The 16574-nt window shown below is 68.2% G+C and carries 22 protein-coding genes; 13 read left to right on the forward strand and 9 right to left on the reverse strand.

The window, feature by feature from the left end:
• Window positions 1-48: 48 nt before the first annotated feature.
• From pstS to QOC69_RS02460, 3 genes are all read right to left on the reverse strand, one after another.
• Window positions 49-1194, reverse strand: coding sequence for a phosphate ABC transporter substrate-binding protein PstS (gene pstS, locus QOC69_RS02450; RefSeq protein WP_526435994.1), 1146 nt, complete (start codon window positions 1192-1194; stop codon window positions 49-51).
• A gap of 120 nt (window positions 1195-1314) precedes the next feature.
• Complete coding sequence (mshD, locus tag QOC69_RS02455; RefSeq protein WP_526436032.1) at window positions 1315-2184, reverse strand: mycothiol synthase; 870 nt, start codon at window positions 2182-2184, stop codon at window positions 1315-1317.
• A gap of 11 nt (window positions 2185-2195) precedes the next feature.
• Entirely contained in the window at window positions 2196-2981 is a 786-nt protein-coding gene (locus tag QOC69_RS02460) for a winged helix-turn-helix transcriptional regulator (RefSeq protein WP_526435996.1), read from the reverse strand.
• A 172-nt stretch (window positions 2982-3153) separates the two neighbouring features.
• Between QOC69_RS02460 and lmeA the strand changes: the two genes are divergently transcribed.
• The 8 genes from lmeA to QOC69_RS02500 all read left to right on the forward strand — a co-directional run bounded on the left by lmeA (window position 3154) and on the right by QOC69_RS02500 (window position 7342).
• Window positions 3154-3969, forward strand: a complete 816-nt coding sequence (gene lmeA / locus QOC69_RS02465; RefSeq protein ID WP_526435998.1) for a mannan chain length control protein LmeA — start codon at window positions 3154-3156, stop codon at window positions 3967-3969.
• Window positions 3966-4391: a thioredoxin family protein gene (locus QOC69_RS02470; RefSeq protein ID WP_526436000.1), complete on the forward strand. Its 426-nt coding sequence runs from the start codon at window positions 3966-3968 to the stop codon at window positions 4389-4391. The genes lmeA and QOC69_RS02470 overlap by 4 nt, the downstream gene beginning before the upstream one ends.
• On the forward strand, window positions 4391-4513 hold the full coding sequence (locus QOC69_RS02475) for an Ms5788A family Cys-rich leader peptide (RefSeq protein ID WP_526436002.1): 123 nt from the start codon (window positions 4391-4393) through the stop codon (window positions 4511-4513). Before QOC69_RS02470 ends, QOC69_RS02475 begins: the two co-directional genes overlap by 1 nt.
• Before the next feature lie 83 nt (window positions 4514-4596).
• Window positions 4597-5067: a DUF4395 family protein gene (locus QOC69_RS02480; protein ID WP_526436034.1), complete on the forward strand. Its 471-nt coding sequence runs from the start codon at window positions 4597-4599 to the stop codon at window positions 5065-5067.
• Between the two features lie 36 nt (window positions 5068-5103).
• Window positions 5104-5937, forward strand: coding sequence for a sulfurtransferase (locus QOC69_RS02485; RefSeq protein WP_526436004.1), 834 nt, complete (start codon window positions 5104-5106; stop codon window positions 5935-5937).
• A gap of 1 nt (window position 5938) precedes the next feature.
• Window positions 5939-6241, forward strand: coding sequence for a DUF1416 domain-containing protein (locus tag QOC69_RS02490; protein WP_526384356.1), 303 nt, complete (start codon window positions 5939-5941; stop codon window positions 6239-6241).
• Window positions 6242-6407: 166 nt separating this feature from the next.
• Window positions 6408-7073: a nitrobindin family protein gene (locus tag QOC69_RS02495; RefSeq protein ID WP_526436006.1), complete on the forward strand. Its 666-nt coding sequence runs from the start codon at window positions 6408-6410 to the stop codon at window positions 7071-7073.
• Window positions 7073-7342, forward strand: a complete 270-nt coding sequence (locus QOC69_RS02500; RefSeq protein WP_526436008.1) for a hypothetical protein — start codon at window positions 7073-7075, stop codon at window positions 7340-7342. The genes QOC69_RS02495 and QOC69_RS02500 overlap by 1 nt, the downstream gene beginning before the upstream one ends.
• Window positions 7343-7352: 10 nt before the next feature.
• On the opposite strand, the gene QOC69_RS02505 is transcribed toward QOC69_RS02500, so the two are convergent.
• Entirely contained in the window at window positions 7353-8189 is an 837-nt protein-coding gene (locus QOC69_RS02505) for an ABC transporter substrate-binding protein (protein ID WP_526436010.1), read from the reverse strand.
• A gap of 297 nt (window positions 8190-8486) precedes the next feature.
• Window positions 8487-9368, reverse strand: coding sequence for an aminodeoxychorismate lyase (locus tag QOC69_RS02510; protein ID WP_526436036.1), 882 nt, complete (start codon window positions 9366-9368; stop codon window positions 8487-8489).
• A gap of 37 nt (window positions 9369-9405) precedes the next feature.
• Here QOC69_RS02510 and ygfZ point away from each other — a divergent pair, with 37 nt between their 5' ends.
• Together ygfZ and QOC69_RS02520 are read left to right on the forward strand one after the other, a co-directional pair.
• Window positions 9406-10485: a CAF17-like 4Fe-4S cluster assembly/insertion protein YgfZ gene (gene ygfZ, locus QOC69_RS02515; RefSeq protein ID WP_526436012.1), complete on the forward strand. Its 1080-nt coding sequence runs from the start codon at window positions 9406-9408 to the stop codon at window positions 10483-10485.
• Between the two features lie 148 nt (window positions 10486-10633).
• Window positions 10634-10810, forward strand: coding sequence for a DUF3073 family protein (locus QOC69_RS02520; RefSeq protein WP_526436014.1), 177 nt, complete (start codon window positions 10634-10636; stop codon window positions 10808-10810).
• A gap of 29 nt (window positions 10811-10839) precedes the next feature.
• On the opposite strand, the gene purM is transcribed toward QOC69_RS02520, so the two are convergent.
• On the reverse strand, window positions 10840-11922 hold the full coding sequence (gene purM / locus QOC69_RS02525; protein ID WP_526436016.1) for a phosphoribosylformylglycinamidine cyclo-ligase: 1083 nt from the start codon (window positions 11920-11922) through the stop codon (window positions 10840-10842).
• A 137-nt stretch (window positions 11923-12059) separates the two neighbouring features.
• Here purM and QOC69_RS02530 point away from each other — a divergent pair, with 137 nt between their 5' ends.
• Window positions 12060-12494, forward strand: coding sequence for a cupin domain-containing protein (locus tag QOC69_RS02530; protein ID WP_526436018.1), 435 nt, complete (start codon window positions 12060-12062; stop codon window positions 12492-12494).
• A 31-nt stretch (window positions 12495-12525) separates the two neighbouring features.
• Here the strand turns inward: QOC69_RS02530 and purF are convergent, their stop codons facing one another.
• Both purF and QOC69_RS02540 read right to left on the reverse strand, forming a co-directional pair.
• On the reverse strand, window positions 12526-14076 hold the full coding sequence (gene purF / locus QOC69_RS02535) for an amidophosphoribosyltransferase (RefSeq protein WP_526436020.1): 1551 nt from the start codon (window positions 14074-14076) through the stop codon (window positions 12526-12528).
• A gap of 154 nt (window positions 14077-14230) precedes the next feature.
• On the reverse strand, window positions 14231-14623 hold the full coding sequence (locus QOC69_RS02540) for a sterol carrier family protein (RefSeq protein WP_526436022.1): 393 nt from the start codon (window positions 14621-14623) through the stop codon (window positions 14231-14233).
• Between the two features lie 16 nt (window positions 14624-14639).
• On the opposite strand from QOC69_RS02540, the gene QOC69_RS02545 reads away from it, so the two are divergent.
• Together QOC69_RS02545 and QOC69_RS02550 are read left to right on the forward strand one after the other, a co-directional pair.
• The gene (locus tag QOC69_RS02545) at window positions 14640-15845 is read left to right on the forward strand and encodes an MCE family protein (RefSeq protein WP_526436024.1); all 1206 of its coding nucleotides are present in this window, start codon (window positions 14640-14642) and stop codon (window positions 15843-15845) included.
• Window positions 15846-15885: 40 nt separating this feature from the next.
• Entirely contained in the window at window positions 15886-16308 is a 423-nt protein-coding gene (locus QOC69_RS02550) for a PPOX class F420-dependent oxidoreductase (RefSeq protein ID WP_526436026.1), read from the forward strand.
• On the opposite strand, the gene QOC69_RS02555 is transcribed toward QOC69_RS02550, so the two are convergent.
• Window positions 16305-16574, reverse strand: a 270-nt coding sequence (locus QOC69_RS02555; protein ID WP_526436028.1) for a CPBP family intramembrane glutamic endopeptidase, incomplete at its 5' end; no start/stop codon positions are given. The two genes, QOC69_RS02550 and QOC69_RS02555, sit on opposite strands and share 4 nt — an antisense overlap.

A 16574-nucleotide genomic window follows, 5' to 3' on the forward strand; every position in this document is an offset into this window, starting at 1 on the left:
TCGGTCCGGACCCCATCCTCACCAATATCCCACTCTCGCGCTAGGTGACTAGGCGATTGCATCGACGGACTTGAGCAGACGCTCCTTGAAGGCGGCCGGCAGCGGAACGTAGCCCGCCGCGGACAGGTTGGCCTGGCCCTCGTTCGCCGAGACGGTCAGGAACGACTTCACAGCTGCGGCGGTATCGGCGTCATAGCCCTTCGAGCAGACGATCTCGTAGGTCGCCAGCATGAGCGGGTAGGAACCGGCTTCCTTGCTTGCGTACAGCCCGTCCAGGTCGAGGATCAGGTCGTTGCCCTCGGCCTTGAACTTGGCGGTGTCGACGGCCTTCGCGGTGGTTTCGTCGGTCAGCTCGACGGGACCCGCACCGCTGTCGATCTGGGCCAACTTCAGGCCAGCCTGCTGCGCGAAGCCCTTCTCGACGTAGCCGATGGCGCCCGGGGTGGCCTGAATGGCCTGCACGACACCCGACGACTTCTGGGCACCCTCACCCGCGCCGCCCTGGAACTCCTTGCCTGCCCCCTTGGTCCACGCGGCAGGCGCAGCGGCGCCCAGGTACTTCTGGAAGTTGTCGGTGGTGCCCGAGGAGTCCGACCGGTAGATCGGCTTGATGTCGGCGTCGGGCAGCGTGGCGCCGCTGTTCAGCGCGGCGATGGCGGGGTCGTTCCACTTCTTGATCTCGCCCTGGAAGATCTTGGCCACCACGTCGGCGTTGACGACGAGCTTGTCGACGCCCTCGACGCTGTAGGCCAGCGCGACCGGGCCGAACACCAGCGGCAGGTTCCAGGCCGGGTTGCCGCCGCAGCGCTCCGCTGCCTTGGTCACCTGATCGTCCTTGAGCGCCGAGTCAGAGCCGGCGAAGTCGACCTGCTTGGCGATGAACTGGTCAACGCCCGCGCCCGAACCCGTCGGGTTGTAAGCCAGTGTCTTGCCGGAGCACGTCTGGCCCCACACCTTGTTGAACTCGGCGATGGCGTTCTGCTGCGCGGTCGAGCCCTCGGCGGTCACCGAGTTCTTGCCACCGCAGTCAGCGGCTGCCGCCGACGACGACGAGCCGGAAGCGCTTGAGGACGACGACGTTCCCGCGTTGTTGTCGCTGCCGCAGGCGGTCAGCGACATGGCAGCGATGGCCGTGGCGGACAGAGCTATTCCAAGCGGCTTGCCAACACTCTTGCCAAAGCGATTCAGCTTCACTTATCCCACTTTCGATTGACGGCTTCAGACCCTCCGGCAACGTATGCGGCCGTCATGGACGGCTGACGGATGAAAGGTGAACGAGCGGTGAACAGCCTCAGCGATTTCACAGCTGAGGGGCTAACGGCGGGTGTACGCCACGTCCGTGCTGAATACGTCGAATCCCAGCCGCTGATACGTCTTGACCGCCGCTGAGTTATCTGCCTCGACGTAAAGCAAGACGGTGTCGGCGCCCCGCTTCGCAAGGTGGTGCAACCCGACCAGAGTCAGCATGGCGCCGATGCCCCGGCCCTGCGCGTCGGGGTCGACGCCCACCACGTAGACCTCACCTAAGCCGTCCTCGTGGAGCTTCGTCCAGTGGAAGCCAAGCAGCCGGTCGCTCTCGAAGGCCAGAAACAGCCCGTCGGCATCGAACCACGGCTCGCCGCGACGCTCAGCGATCTCGGTCTCGGTCCACCCCCCTTGTTCGGGGTGCCACGCGAAGGCGGCGTCGTTCACCCGCAGCAGTTCGTCGTCGTCTTCGGGGCCCGAGTAGGTGGCCAGCCGGACGTCGGGCGGGCCGGTCACCGGCGGCAGGTCGGTCAGGCTACGGCGCATCTGCAGCAGCTCGCGCGCGACGGTGAGGCCCATGGCGGCAGCCGTCGCCCTGGCCGGCTCGAGGTTGCCGTGCGCCCAGACCCGCGCGCCGTCGCCGCCCTCGGCCAGACCGGTCTCGATCAGCGCCGACCCGATGCCGCGCCGCCGGACGTTCGGCGACACCACCGCTTCGGCCATCGCGGGCGAATCCTCGCTTGCCGCAACGAGATTGAGGTAGCCGACGATGCCGTCACGGGCACGGGCCACCAGGTGCCGGGTGCGATCGTGGGGTAGCTCCCGCAGCACTTGATCGCCGACGGGTGCGACGCCGTCGTACGCAGTGGCCGCGTCGATCAGGTCCCGGATCCGGTGCTGGTCGACGTTGGACAGCGCCGTGACCCTGCCGATGCTGATCGCCGGGTCGCTCACTGACTGCGCAACGGGTCGCTGAACGACTCCGGTATCCCGTCGGGCGCCGCGTCGTACCCGTCGGGGTCCTCGAGGTCGTCGGGAAGCTCGGTGCCGGGCACGGGTGGCCGTCCGCGCGCGGGCCGCACCGCCTTGTAGCCGACGTTGCGCACCGTGCCGATCAGCGACTCGTACTCCGGTCCCAGTTTGGCGCGCAACCGTCGCACGTGAACGTCCACCGTGCGGGTGCCGCCGAAGAAGTCGTAGCCCCACACCTCCTGGAGGAGTTGGGCGCGGGTGAACACCCGGCCTGCGTGCTGCGCCAGATACTTCAGCAGCTCGAACTCCTTGTAGGTGAGGTCGAGCGGACGCCCGCGCAGCCGCGCGGTGTAGGTGCCCTCGTCGATGACGAGTTCGCCGAGGTTGACCTTGCCGAGGCTCTCCTGGTCGGCGACGCCACCGCGACGCCCCACCAGCAGGCGCAGCCGGGCGTCGATCTCGGCGGGCCCGGTGCTGGGCAACAGAATCTCGTCAAGGCCCCACTCGACGTTGACGGCGACGAGTCCGCCCTCGTTCACCACGGCGACGACGGGTACCGACGTCCCGGTGGTGCCGAGCAGCCGACACAGACCGCGTGCAGCGGCCAGATCAGTGCGAGCGTCGACGATCGCCACGTCGGCGGTGCCCGCCTCCAAGAGAGAGGACACCTCCGTCGGTGCCGACCGCACGTTGTGCGCCAGGAGCGACAACGAAGGCAGTACCGATTCGGGATGTGGGTCGACGGTCAGTAGTAATAGGTCCAACGGTCCTCCAGCACCCCCGGTCCCCCAGCACCCCTAGGAAGATCACCCGACGTCGGTGTCCGGGTCATCTCCCAGATTCATGGCTGACACGCGGCCGTTACCGGCCATCGATGGTGTAACGATAGCGTGCTACCTGCTAATTAGCCGCGCTGAGCGTCGAGGACGGGTTCCGGTGGGCGAGAATGTGCGGGTGCGCAGGGTGCTGATCGGTCTTCTAGCGGCGGTGACGTCGCTGGTAGTGGCCGCCGTGGGCGCCGACTTCGGCGCGGCAATCTACGCAGAATACCGCTGGGCACGCAGCGTGCGCACGGCCAACGGGCTCGGTTTCGACCCCTGGGTGAGCATCCTGGGGTTCCCGTTCGTCACGCAGGCAACGGGCCATCAGTACCGGGAGGTGGAGATCCGCGCGGGCGCCGTCGAGCACCCAGTCGCGGGCAAGGCATCGCTCGAGGCGACGCTGCACGACGTCGACCTGGCCGACGCGTCCTGGCTGATCGGACCCGACGCAAAGCTCTCGGTCGGCAAGCTGGAGAGCCGGATCATCGTCGACTCGACCCACGTGGGGCGATTCATGGGCATCAAAGACCTGCTGGTCGAGGCGCCACCGAAGGAGACCAACGACGCGACCGGCGGCACCACCGAGTCGGGGATCTCCACCAGCAAGGGGCTGGTGTTCACCGGGACCCCGGCGGCCGCCGACTACGACGAGAAGGTGAGCGTGTCGGTCGACCTGTCCGTGGCCGGCGAAGAGTCGACGACCCTGGTGTTCACCGCCACCGGCGTGCTCACCGGTGCGGGGACGGCCGACCAGGAGGTGCCGGAGGACAAGCTGGCGGCGGTGCTCAAGTCGTTCAGCGGCAGCATGCCGGGGATGACGCTGCCGTTTGCCATCGCGCCGACCAGCGAAGGCGCCAGGGGCTCCGACATCATCATCGAAGGCATCGCGGCGGGAGTAACCGTGGCGCTCGACGGGTTCAGACAGTCATGAGCTCTTCACTGGGCGTCGTCGTCGCGGTGCTCATCGCCGCGCTCGGGGTGGCGTATGTGATCGGCCGGTTGCTGACGCTGCGCTCCGGAATGCTGCGCCAGACCGCCGAGGACGCCGCCGACGTCGACACCACCGACCTGGGATTGTCGGGCACAGGACCGACCGTGGTGCACTTCAGCGCGGTGTGGTGCGGCCCGTGCGCCGGGGTGCGGCGGGTGGTCAACCAGGTGTGCACCGAGCTGCCCGAAGTGGCCCACGTCGAAATCGACATGGACGCCAATCCCGAGGCGGCGCGTCGGCTTTCGGTGCTGTCGCTACCGACCACCTTCATCTTCGACGCCGACGGCCGGCAGCGGTTCCGCGCCCCCGGCGTCCCCAAGCCTGCTGACCTGCGGTCTGCGCTCGAACCACTATTGGCTTGATGGCCGTGTCATTGGGTAAGCTGTCGGGCGTGCCAACCCGCTTCGAGCTCGTGCTCACCAAGCGCCGCGCAGTCGACCTGTGCCGCGTCGCGGGTTGCTGTTGTTGTTGTTGTAGCTGCTGAGTAGCCGCGCCCGTTCTTTCGCGCCGCGCTCGGAGCAGCCCCTGTGGCTTGCCCCACAACCCCTCTTTGACAACAACAGGAGCATTCTCGTGTCGAACAAGACCACCGAACTGCGGCAGGTGGACGTCCGCGGTCCGCGCTTCACCGCGTGGGTGACCACGGTCGTCATCGTGGCCACGCTCATCGCCTCGGCATTCAGCAATGTCGCAGCGGCCGTCATCCTCGGCCTGCAGGCTGTGGTGTTCGCCATCGGCGCGGTAGGCGGTCCACGTCAGCACCCCTACGGCCGAATCTTCGCCACCTTCGTGGCTCCGCGGCTCGGCCCCGTGACCGATCGGGAGCCCGTGCCGCCGCTGAAGTTCGCCCAGCTCGTCGGGTTCCTGTTCGCGGTGGTCGGCGCAGCCGGTTTCGCGTTCGGGGTGACGGCGCTGGGTCTTACGGCCACCGCGTTCGCGTTGGTCGCCGCCTTCCTCAATGCGGCGTTCGGTATCTGCCTTGGCTGCCAGCTCTACCCGCTCGTCGCCCGCTTCCGCCGTACCCCCAGCCCGGCCTAACGGCCGAATCACGAAGCAATCGAAAGGATTTCATCCATGGCACGCTCCGACGTCCTGGTCACGACTGACTGGGCCGAGAGCAATCTCGACGCGCCGAGCACCGTCTTCGTCGAGGTCGACGAGGACACCAGCGCCTACGCCGGCGGTCACATCGCCGGCGCGGTCAAGCTCGATTGGAAGACCGACCTGCAGGACCCCGTCATTCGCGACTTCGTCGATGCCCAGCACTTCTCCAAGCTGCTGTCCGACCGCGGGATCGGCAACGACGACACGGTGATCCTCTACGGCGGCAACAACAACTGGTTCGCCGCCTACGCCTACTGGTATTTCAAGCTGTACGGCCACCAGAACGTGAAGCTGCTCGACGGCGGCCGCAAGAAGTGGGAGCTCGACGGGCGCCCCCTCGTCAAGGATGTACCCGATCGCGCATCGACGTCGTACACCGCGCAGGCGCCGGACAACACCATCCGTGCGTTCCGCGACGAGGTCATCGCCGCCATCGGCGCCAAGAACCTGGTCGACGTCCGCTCCCCTGACGAGTTCTCGGGCAAGATCCTGGCGCCTGCGCACCTGCCGCAGGAGCAGAGCCAGCGTCCGGGACACATCCCCGGCGCCATCAACGTGCCGTGGAGCAAGGCGGCCAACGAGGACGGCACCTTCAAGTCCGACGACGACCTGGCCAAGCTATACGCCGGGGCCGGCCTGGACGGCTCCAAGGAGACCATCGCCTACTGCCGGATCGGTGAGCGTTCGTCGCACACCTGGTTCGTGCTTCAGGAGCTCCTCGGCCACGAAAACGTGAAGAACTACGACGGCAGTTGGACCGAATACGGCTCCCTTGTTGGGGCCCCGATCGAGTTGGGAAGTTGATATGTGCTCTGCACCGAAGCAAGGACTGACGTTGCCGGCCAGCGTTGACCTCGAGAAGGAAACGGTGATCACCGGTCGCGTCGTCGACGGCTCCGGACAGACCGTGGGTGGTGCGTTCGTGCGCCTGCTCGACTCCAGCGACGAGTTCACCGCCGAGGTCGTCGCGTCTGCCACCGGTGACTTCCGGTTCTTCGCCGCACCCGGGACCTGGACGCTGCGCGCCCTTTCGCCCGCGGGCAACGGCGACGCCAGCGTCGCGCCGTCCGGCGCGGGCATCCACGAGGTCGACGTCAAGGTCGCCTGACCGCACCGTCGGCTGGGTCCGCAACGGGACCCCCACTGCCCTGGCGACACCGACGAACTAGACTGACCAACGTGGTGCTTTTCTTCGAGATCATGCTCGTCGCGGCCACGGTCGTCATCACCTGGTTCGCGTTGTACGCGTTGTACCGGCTGGTCACTGACGACTAGTGACCGCCGAGGACATCCCGGCGGGTCCGTTCCCGCCGCTTTCCGGAGACCGCGCCGTCGCGGCGGCCGCTGAGCGGGCGAAGACCACGGCGGCGCGCAATGTGCCCGGCTTCGAGGACCTTCCGCTTCCCGCCGACACTGCCAACCTCCGCAAAGGCGTCGGGCTCAACGACGCTCTCCTCGCGCTGCTGCCTCTGGTCGGTGTGTGGCGCGGCGAGGGTAAGGGCCGCGACGCGCAGGGCGACTACCGATTCGGCCAGCAGATCATCGTGTCCCACGACGGCGGCGACTACCTGAATTGGGAAGCCCGCTCCTGGCGGCTCTCCGAGACCGGCGAGTACGAAGGGCCGAGTCTGCGTGAGACCGGCTACTGGCGTTTCGTCGACGACCCGAACGACGTCGCCGAGTCACAGGCCATCGAACTGCTGCTGGCCCATTCCGCCGGCTACGTCGAACTGTTCTACGGCAGCCCGCTCACCCAGTCGTCCTGGGAGCTGGTGACCGATGCGTTGGCCCGCAGCAAGTCCGGCGTCCTCGTCGGCGGCGCCAAGCGCCTCTACGGCATCGTCGAGGGCGGTGATCTCGCCTACGTCGAGGAACGGGTCGACGCCGACGGCGGTCTGGTGCCGCATCTGTCCGCCCGGCTGACGAGGTTCGTCGGCTAGTGCGGTTGACCCTGCTGGCCGCGGGCACCGGCGCCGCGGCCGCCCTCTTCACGGCGTCCTGCGCGTCCCCGGCCGAACCGCAGCCTGCACCCACGACGCAACCGGCAACGCAAACCACGATGGGCCACGGCTCCTACGCGTCCTGCCTTGCCGACAACGGGGTGCCGACCCCGCCGGCCGGGCCCGGTGCACCACCCGGCGTCGATCCGCAGACCTGGGCGAAGGCTCGCGAGGCCTGTGCCGACAAGGCGCCGGGACCGGCATCTTGACCGTGACGCACTAGGACAGCACGGGGGCCTTCCCAGCGTCGGCGAGCCACTTCTCCTGCAGCGTGGTCAGCGTGCCGTCGGTCCGCAGCGCATCGACCGCGGACGACACGCACCGGGTCAACGGACTGTTCTTGCCAAGCACGATGCCGAACTGCTCGACCTCGCCCGACACGTTCGGCAACTGGCCGATGATCACGCCGTCGCTCAGCTCCCCTGCAACGGCGAACGCGGTCGGCATGTCGGCCACCAGCGCGTCGATCTCGCCGGTGTTCAGCGCCATCTTGGCGTCGCCGTTGGTGTCGTACACCGAAACCGGGATGCTGGCGCCCACAGCCGTCGCGGCCGTGTAGCTCGTAGTGCCCACTTGCACACCGAGTTTCAACGACTTGAGGCCGCCCAGATCGCGGACGTTGGCGGCGGGCGACGTCTTCACCGCGACGACGGCCTGCGTCACGTCGAAGTACGGCGAGGAGAAGTCGACGGCACCGCGCCGCTGCTGGGTGATCGAGAACTCGGAGAGGTTGATGTCGAACGACTTCGGCCCGGGGTTCAACGCGGCGTTGAACGGCACCCGCACCCACCGGACGTCGTCCCGCTGGTAGCCCAGGTGATCGGCCACCGCATAGGCTAGGGCGGATTCGAAGCCCTCGCCGCTGGCCGGGTTGTCGCCCATGTACCAGGGCGGATACACGGGTTGGTCGGTTCCCACGGTCAGCACGCCCGGGTACATGGTCTCCAGCGAGTCAGTCGTGCACCGCTCGGACCGTGGCGTCGTCGTCTCGGCCGGCGCCGCGCAGGCCGTCGCGAGCATGGCCACGGCAACCACCGGGACCAGCACATTGCGCATCGCCGCATCATCGCGCACCCGGTAGGGAGGCACCAGCCCCAAACATGGAACGGCCCCCGAGCCTTGGTTCCTGGTTTGGACGGACCGAGGGGCTCGGGGGCCGGGTGGCTGCAGGGAATTCGCCAGCGCGCGCAGGTGATTCACTTGCGCGTTGAGCAACGAATACGCCTGGCGCTGCTAGCTGGCAGCCACCTCACATGTCCATAAGTCAATCAATTTGTCGGACCACCTCCTTCCGTGTGTACGAGCGACCGTACTCCCGAAGCCCGAGGCCGACAACCGGGTTTTGCCTTCCGCTCAATCGGCGCGCAGGATCGCGGCGTCGACGAGGTCGGCCACCTCCACCACCCTGGGCGACCGCCGCAACGTCACGCCGTCCAGCGTGTGCACCCGCGCGGCCAGCGTGACGCTCGACAGCAACCAGACACCCTGTGCGGCAACGAGATCAGCGATGTCGATCGGATGCTCCCGACACGGCAGGCCACGTCCGCGTGCCTCGTCGAACACGGCGTGGACCGTGGTGCCCGGCAGGATCGGCAGCGACGCGGGCGGAGTCAGCAGCGCGCCGTCGTCGGTGGCGATGAGGACGCTCGATCGCGGCCCCTCCAGCACGGAACCGTCGGAGCCGACGAACACCACGTCCTGTGCGCCGAGACGTTCGGCGTGCCGCAACGCCGCGGTGTTCGGCGCATAGGACAGCGACTTCACGCCGGCCAAGGACCAGCGTGCGCCGGCTGGGGCGGCCATGCCGCGGTCGAGGGTCACCGCCGCGACGCCGTCCCGTCGCGCCGCGACGGCCCGGTCAGGTACCGCCGAGGCCATGACGAACGCCGTCGGCCTCGCTGTGCGTCCGCGGCCCAGCACCAGCCGCAGCACCGCGTCCCCGTCGCCGGTCCAGCCCTCCACCGCGACGGCGACGGCGTGCCGCCAGCGTGCGGGCTCGGGTGCCGCCAAACCGACGATCGCCGCCGACGTCGCCAGCCGGGCCAGGTGCGCCCCCAGCAGGCACGGCCGGCCGCCGCGGAGCAACAGCGTCTCGAACACGCCGTCGCCACGCAGCAGCATCGGATCGTCGGCGTACACCGACGGTGCCCGTGCGTCGATCGTCGCCCCGTCGAGGGTGACGACGATGTCGAATCCGTCCACCACGAGCACTGACGGTAGTGCGGCCCGGTGCATTGGCGGCCCGCCGCCGCGAACTCCGTAGAGTTGGGGCATGTCCGCAGTTCCCGCCCCCGACGGCGGCCCCGACGCAGGCGCCGTGTGGCACTACGGCGATCCACTGGGCGAGCAACGCGCCGCGGCGCTGTCCGCCGTGATCGTCGATCGCTCCCACCGCCCGACGATTCGGCTGACCGGCGACGAGCGGCGCACCTGGCTGCACACCATCTCCAGCCAGCACGTCAGCGAACTTCCCGACGGGGCCGTGGTCGAGAATCTAAGCCTCGACGGCCAGGGGCGTGTCGAAGATCACTGGGTGCAGACTCAGCTGGACGGCGCCACGATCATCGACACCGAGCCGTGGCGCGCCGAGCCGTTGCTGACCTATCTCCGCAAGATGGTGTTCTGGGCCGACGTCGTCGTCGAACCCGTTGATCTGGCGGTGCTCTCACTGCTCGGCCCTGGCGTGCGTGACCAGGCAGTACTCGCCGCGGTGGGGGTCGACTCCCTGCCCGCGCCGTCCACCGCCGCGCCCCTGCCCGGCGGCGGCTTCGTTCGCACCATGGGTCCTGACGAGGTGGACCTGGTCGTGCCCCGCGACACCGCCACCGACTGGCACGCGCGGCTGGTCACGGCGGGTGTCCGGCCTGCGGGCGTCTGGGCGTACGAGGCGCACCGGGTCGCGGCGCTGCGGCCCCGGCTGGGCGTCGACACCGATGAGCGAACCATCCCGCACGAAGTCGACTGGATCGGCGGACCCGGCGAGGGTGCCGTCCACCTGGACAAGGGCTGCTACCGCGGCCAGGAAACCGTCGCGCGAGTCCACAACCTGGGCAAACCGCCACGCATGCTGGTTCTGCTGCACTTGGACGGCGACCCCGACCGCCCCGCCACAGGCGATCCGGTGCTGGCCGCCGGGCGCGCGGTCGGGCGGCTCGGCACCGTCGTCGACCACGTAGACCTTGGCCCGATCGCACTCGCGTTGGTCAAGCGCGGACTGCCTGCCGACATCGAATTGACCACCGGTGGCGAATCCCAGGTGGCGGCCGTCATCGACCCCGATTCGCTGCCCGACACCGATCAGGTGGGCGCCGGGCGGCTTGCCGTGGAACGACTGCGGGGCCAATCGCGTTGAACCCGGTGGCTCGGCGGCCAGCGCTGGGCCGGGCCTGCCAGCACGGAGCCGGAGGGCACGGTAAAGTGACGACAGGACGATAAAACACACTCAGATCGGAGCCGCCTGCTAATCGGGCCGCTCCGTTATTGCGCGAGGGGGTCCCCCTATGGGCCGCGGCCGGGCAAAGGCAAAGCAGACCAAGGTCGCTCGGGAGCTTAAGTACAGCTCACCGCAGACCGATTTGAGGCAGTTGCAGCGCGAGCTGTCACACGCTCCAGATGACCCCATCGGCAGCAGTGATGTACCCGATGACTTCATCGAAGAGGACGACTGGCGCCGCTAGTCCGTTTCCGGTTACGCCCCGTCGCTTGATCAGAATCGCGGGTGCTGTCCGATCAGGTGCGCCCGAGACTCCCCTTTGGCGCCCTTCTTGACGGTGCCCAGGGTCCAGCAGTCGAGGTGACGGGCGGTCAGAATCGCCAACGCGCGGTCGGTGTCCTCCGGCGCCACGATGGCGACCATGCCGACCCCCATGTTGAACGTCTTGTCCATCTCGGCGCGGTCGATCCGTCCACGCTGGGCGATCATCCCGAACACCGGCGCGGGCGTCCAAGTACCCCGGTCCATTTCGGCCGCCAGCCCATTGGGGATGACCCGCTCCAGGTTGCCTGACAAACCGCCGCCGGTGACGTGGCAGAAGGTCCGGACCTGGGTCTCGGCGGCCAGCGCGAGGCAATCCTTGGCGTAGATCCGGGTGGGTTCGAGGAGTTCCTCGCCCAATGTGCGCCCGAACTCCTCGACGTGGCCTGCCAAGTCCATCCGGTCGATCTCCAGCAACACCTTGCGCGCCAGCGAGTAGCCGTTGGAGTGCAGCCCGGTGGACGCCATCGCGATGAGCACGTCGCCGGGCTTGACGCGTTCGGGCCCGAGCACGTCGTCGGCCTCCACGACGCCGACACCGGTGGCCGAGATGTCGTAGTGGTCGGGCGCCATCAGGCCGGGATGTTCGGCGGTCTCGCCGCCCAGCAGCGCGCATCCGGCGATGACGCAGCCGTTCGCGATGCCCGACACGATCTCCGCGACCCGTTCCGGGACGGTCTGCCCGACGGCGATGTAGTCCTGCAGGAACAGCGGCTCGGCACCGCAGACCACCAGGTCGTCGACGACCATGGCGACGAGGTCGAGTCCCACGGTGTCGTGTTTGTCCATGGCCTGGGCGACGGCCAGCTTGGTTCCCACGCCGTCGGTCGAGGCGGCCAGCAGCGGTTCGCGGTAGCCGCCGCGTAGCGCGAACAGGCCCGCGAATCCGCCCAATCCGCCGCGGACCTCGGGCCTGGTCGCCTTGGCGGCCCAAGGCTTGAAGAGTTCGACCGCGCGGTCGCCCGCTTCGATGTCCACCCCTGCCGATGCGTAGGAGGCGCCGCCCGGTTCGGCTTGCCCGCCCTTGGCCGTCATCGCTGATTCGCCCGCTGACCCTCGCTCATCGCGCCCAAGATTACCGGTCCGCACGACGTGGGTGCACGCGCCTCTCCTCAAGCTAATTCGGCCAGTCGCCGCCCGGGAACCAGTTGTGTGTGACAACCTGACCGATCATGAACGGAGTTCGCTGGTTGGCACCGGCCGCGGCAGCGGCGATCCTGGTCTCGATGGGTCCAGGCGCGACGGCGTCAGCAACGCCGGGAGTGGGCGTCGAGGTCGAGACGCTCTCCCAGTCGAGCGTCGGTGGCCAGGACTACATCACCAAACAGATCACCATCGCGCCAGGCGGCAGCACTGGCTGGCATTGGCACCCCGGCCGGGTGTTCGGCGTGATCCGCGAGGGCACGCTGACGCACGACATGGCGAACTGTTCCGAGGACGGCATCTATCCGGCGGGCTCCCCCGTCACCGAGGGCACCGGTCCTGACAACGTGCACATCGGCCGCAATATCGGCCCGGACCCTGTGGTGATGTGGGTGTCCTACATCGTTCCAGCGGGTAGCCCGCTCTCCAATGCCGTACCGAATCCCGGCTGCCCGTTCGAGTAGGGCGGTTCAGTTCAGCTGAGCCGCAGTAATTTCAGGGTCGCCGCAACGCCGATGCGTTGTCGTTGTCGGCCAGGACCGGCTGAATCGGAATGCCGCTGCGCGCCGCGGTGGCCAGCATCTGCTCGACGACGTTCTTGCCGAGCGCGCTCTCGCCGGGCAGTTCGATCGGGTAGTTGCCGTCGAAGCACGCCGAGCACAGTCGCGAGGCGGGCTGCTCGGTGGAGGCGATCATGCCCTGGCGGCTGATGTAGCCAAGGGAGTCGGCACCGATGGCCCGACGCACGCCCTCGACCATCTCTTCCTCGTCGGCCTCGAAGCTAGAAGCGTTGGCGATCAACTCGGCCGGAGTGGCGAAGTCGATGCCGTAGAAGCAGGGCCACTTCACCGGCGGTGAGGCGATCCGCACGTGCACCTCGACGGCGCCGGCCTCACGCAGCATCCGGATCAGGGCCCGCTGGGTGTTGCCGCGCACGATCGAGTCGTCGACGACGATGAGCCGCTTGCCGCGGATCACTTCCTTGAGCGGGTTGAGCTTGAGCCGGATTCCGAGTTGGCGGATGGTCTGCGACGGCTGGATGAAGGTCCGCCCGACGTAGGCGTTCTTCATCAGCCCCTGCCCATAGGGGATGCCGGAGCCCTGGGCGTAGCCGACCGCGGCCGGGGTGCCCGATTCGGGGACGCCGATCACCAGGTCGGCGTCGACGGGCATCTCGCTGGCCAGCCTGCGGCCGATGTCCACGCGGGTGGCGTGCACCGAGCGGCCCGCGATGACGCTGTCGGGCCGGGCCAGGTAGACGTACTCGAATACGCAGGCCTTGGGCGTCGGGTTGGCAAACCGGGTGGAGCGCACGCCGTCGGCGTCGATGGCCAGCAGCTCACCGGGTTCGATGTCGCGGACGAACGAGGCGCCGACGATGTCGAGGGCGGCCGTCTCCGACGCGACGACCCAGCCGCGGTCGAGACGTCCGAGCGACAGCGGGCGCACACCGTAGGGATCGCGCGCCGCGTAGAGGGTGTTCTCGTCCATGAAGGTCAGGCAGAACGCGCCCCGGACGGTGGGCAGTAGTTCCAGTGCGGCCTGCTCGAGCGTGGCGTCGGCGGCGCCGTGGGCCAGCAGAGCGCCGAGGATGTCGGAGTCGGTGGTGGCCGCTGGGGCACCCCGGGTGTTGATCAGGCCGGCGCCGCGGGCGCGCGCTGCCAGCTCGGTGGTGTTGACCAGGTTGCCGTTGTGGCCAAGCGCGACACCGGTGCCCGCCGCAGTGTTGCGGAACACCGGCTGAGCGTTCTCCCACGTCGTCGAGCCCGTGGTGGAGTAGCGACAGTGCCCGATCGCGACGTGTCCCTCCATCGCGGCCAGCGTCGCCTCGTCGAACACCTGGCTGACCAGCCCGAGGTCCTTGAACACCAGCACCTGCGAACCGTCGGCGACGGCGATGCCCGCCGCTTCCTGGCCACGGTGTTGCAGTGCATAGAGGCCGAAGTATGTGAGCTTGGCCACTTGCTCGCCAGGAGCCCAGACGCCGAAGACGCCGCACTCTTCTCGGGGTTCGTTCTCCGGTGGTGCGATCTGCTCGACGGTCACGATCAGCTGGCTCCCTGGGGGCGGTGGGTGACGTTACTCAGTCTACGGTCAACCCCCGTCGAAGATGGAATCGGCGGGCGGTGTCGCGATCCTTTCAACAACCGCGGCGACGAGCGCATTTCCCGGCGCCTCACCACTCAGTCGGGAAGCACGGTCAGTCGGGAAGCCGGACCACCGGCAGCCAGTCGGCGATCTCGCCGGCCCGCGACCCGGACGACTGCAGCGCTCCGTTGGCGGTGGCGTCGGCCATCGTCGCCAGACCGGTGGCGAGCAACAGCCAGGTGCGCGGATCGGTCTCCACCACGTTGGCCGGATTGCCCCGGGTATGCCGGGGACCCGAGATGCATTGCACCGCAACGAACGGCGGGACCCGCACCTCGACACTGGCGCCGGGCGCCTGCGCGGCGAGGGTGCGCGCAGTCAGGCGGACGGCCTCGGCGAGCACGTTGCGATCGGGTGCGGACGTTGCCTCGTCGCGCAACCAGTCGGCCAGCGCCGACACGGCTTCGCGGGTCTTCGTCGGATCCGCAGTACGGCGAGACGCCATACCTTAGTGTCGCAAAGTGGTCATCGACCGGCATAAACCGCCGTACAAGGTGGCCGGGGCGGTGTTGCTGGTCATCCTCGCCGCCGTCTTTGTACTGATCTCCCTGCAGTCCCGTGGGGTCTTCAGGTCGCGCACCGACCTGACCGTGGTCTCACCCCGATCCGGCCTGGTGGTGGACCCGGGGTCCAAGGTCACGCTCAACGGGGTGGAGATCGGCTGGGTGGCGACCATCTCCACCGTCCACCGGGACGGTACCGAACAGGCCGCACTGGCCCTCGAGGTCAATCCTGACTACCTGTCGCTGATCCCTGTCAACGTAGTGGCCGACGTCAAGGCCAGCACGGTATTCGGCAACAAGTACGTAGCCTTCAGTTCACCGAAGGACCCATCGCCACAACACATCTCGAGCGGCGACGTCATCACCGCAGCGTCGGTGACCACCGAGTTCAACACGCTGTTCGAGACGGTCACGTCGATCTCTGAGCAGGTCGATCCGATCAAGCTGAACCAGACACTGACGGCCGCGGCGCAGGCGTTGGGCGGGGTTGGCGATAAGTTCGGCGAGTCGCTCGAGCACGCCAACGTGATCCTCGACGACCTCAATCCTCGAATGCCACGACTACACGAGGACACCGCACGGGTGGCCGACCTCGCCGACGTCTACGCAGGCGCATCATCCGACCTGTTCGACGGCCTGGATTCCGCGGTCACGACGGCGCGCACGTTCAACGCACGGGCCGAGGACGTCGACGCCGCCCTGATGGCCGCACTCGGGTTCGCGAACACCGCCAACGGGCCCATCGAGCAGGCGGCGCCGTATCTGGTGCGCGGTGCCGCGGACCTCGTGCCGACGACCAAACTGCTCGACGACTACCGCGGAATGATCTTCTGCACCACACGCAACTTCCACGACGTCGAGCCGAGGGTGAGGATGGCCCTCGGCGGCGACAACGGCTACTCGCTGGCGGCCTACGGCGCCGTCACGGGTGTGGGCAACCCCTACATCTACCCGGACAACCTGCCTCGGATCAACGCGCACGGCGGACCCGAGGGCAGGCCCGGCTGCTGGCAGAAGGTGACCCGCGACCTGTGGCCGAACCCCTATCTGGTGACGGACACCGGCTACAGCATTGCGCCGTACAACCACATGGAACTCGGCCAGCCGATGTTCACCGAATACGTGTGGGGCCGCCAGGTCGGCGAGCTCAGCATCAACCCCTGAGACTTGACGTCAACCGACGTTGAGGTTCTACGTTGAGCCCATGACCTTCAAACCGCACGAGATCGAGTTCCTGCGCGGCACGGCCCTCGGTCGGCTGGCGACCATCCAGCCCAACGGGACGTTGCAGAACAGCCCGGTCGGGTTCGCCTACAACGAAACCCTTGGCACCATCGACATCTTCGGCTTCCACATGTCGAAGAGCCAGAAGTACCGCAACGTCGCGGGTAACCCCACGGTGGCGTTCGTCGTCGACGACATCGTCTCGACGGACCCGTGGCGCGTGCGCTGCCTGGAGATCCGCGGCACCGCCGAGCAGGCGGACGCTCCGCCGTCGCAGGGAGCGGCAGGCGACGAACTCGACAAGGCGATCATCCGGATCACGCCGCGCCGGATCATCAGCTTCGGCATCGACGACATCGACACCGACCCGCATCTGCTCGAGATGGACGCACGCGACGTCTAGCGCGTCCGCCTGGTCCGCTGCACGGCCAGCGCGGCCGCGGCACCGGCTTCGTTGATCGCCAGGTGCGCGAGCATCGGCGCGGCCAGGCTGCCCGACCGCGCGTACAGCCAGCCGAAGGCCCACCCGGCGGCGCCCGTCGCCAGCACGGTGCCGAGCACGGGCTCGCCCGATCGGCGGGCGTCGGCAACATGCGACAGCCCGAACGCAGCCGACTGGACCAGCCGGCCCCATGTCGGCCCGAACGCACTGTCGGCCACGGCGCCAAG

Origin of the sequence: Mycobacterium sp. (assembly GCF_032162105.1) — a bacterium.
Taxonomy (GTDB): Bacteria; Actinomycetota; Actinomycetes; order Mycobacteriales; family Mycobacteriaceae; genus Mycobacterium.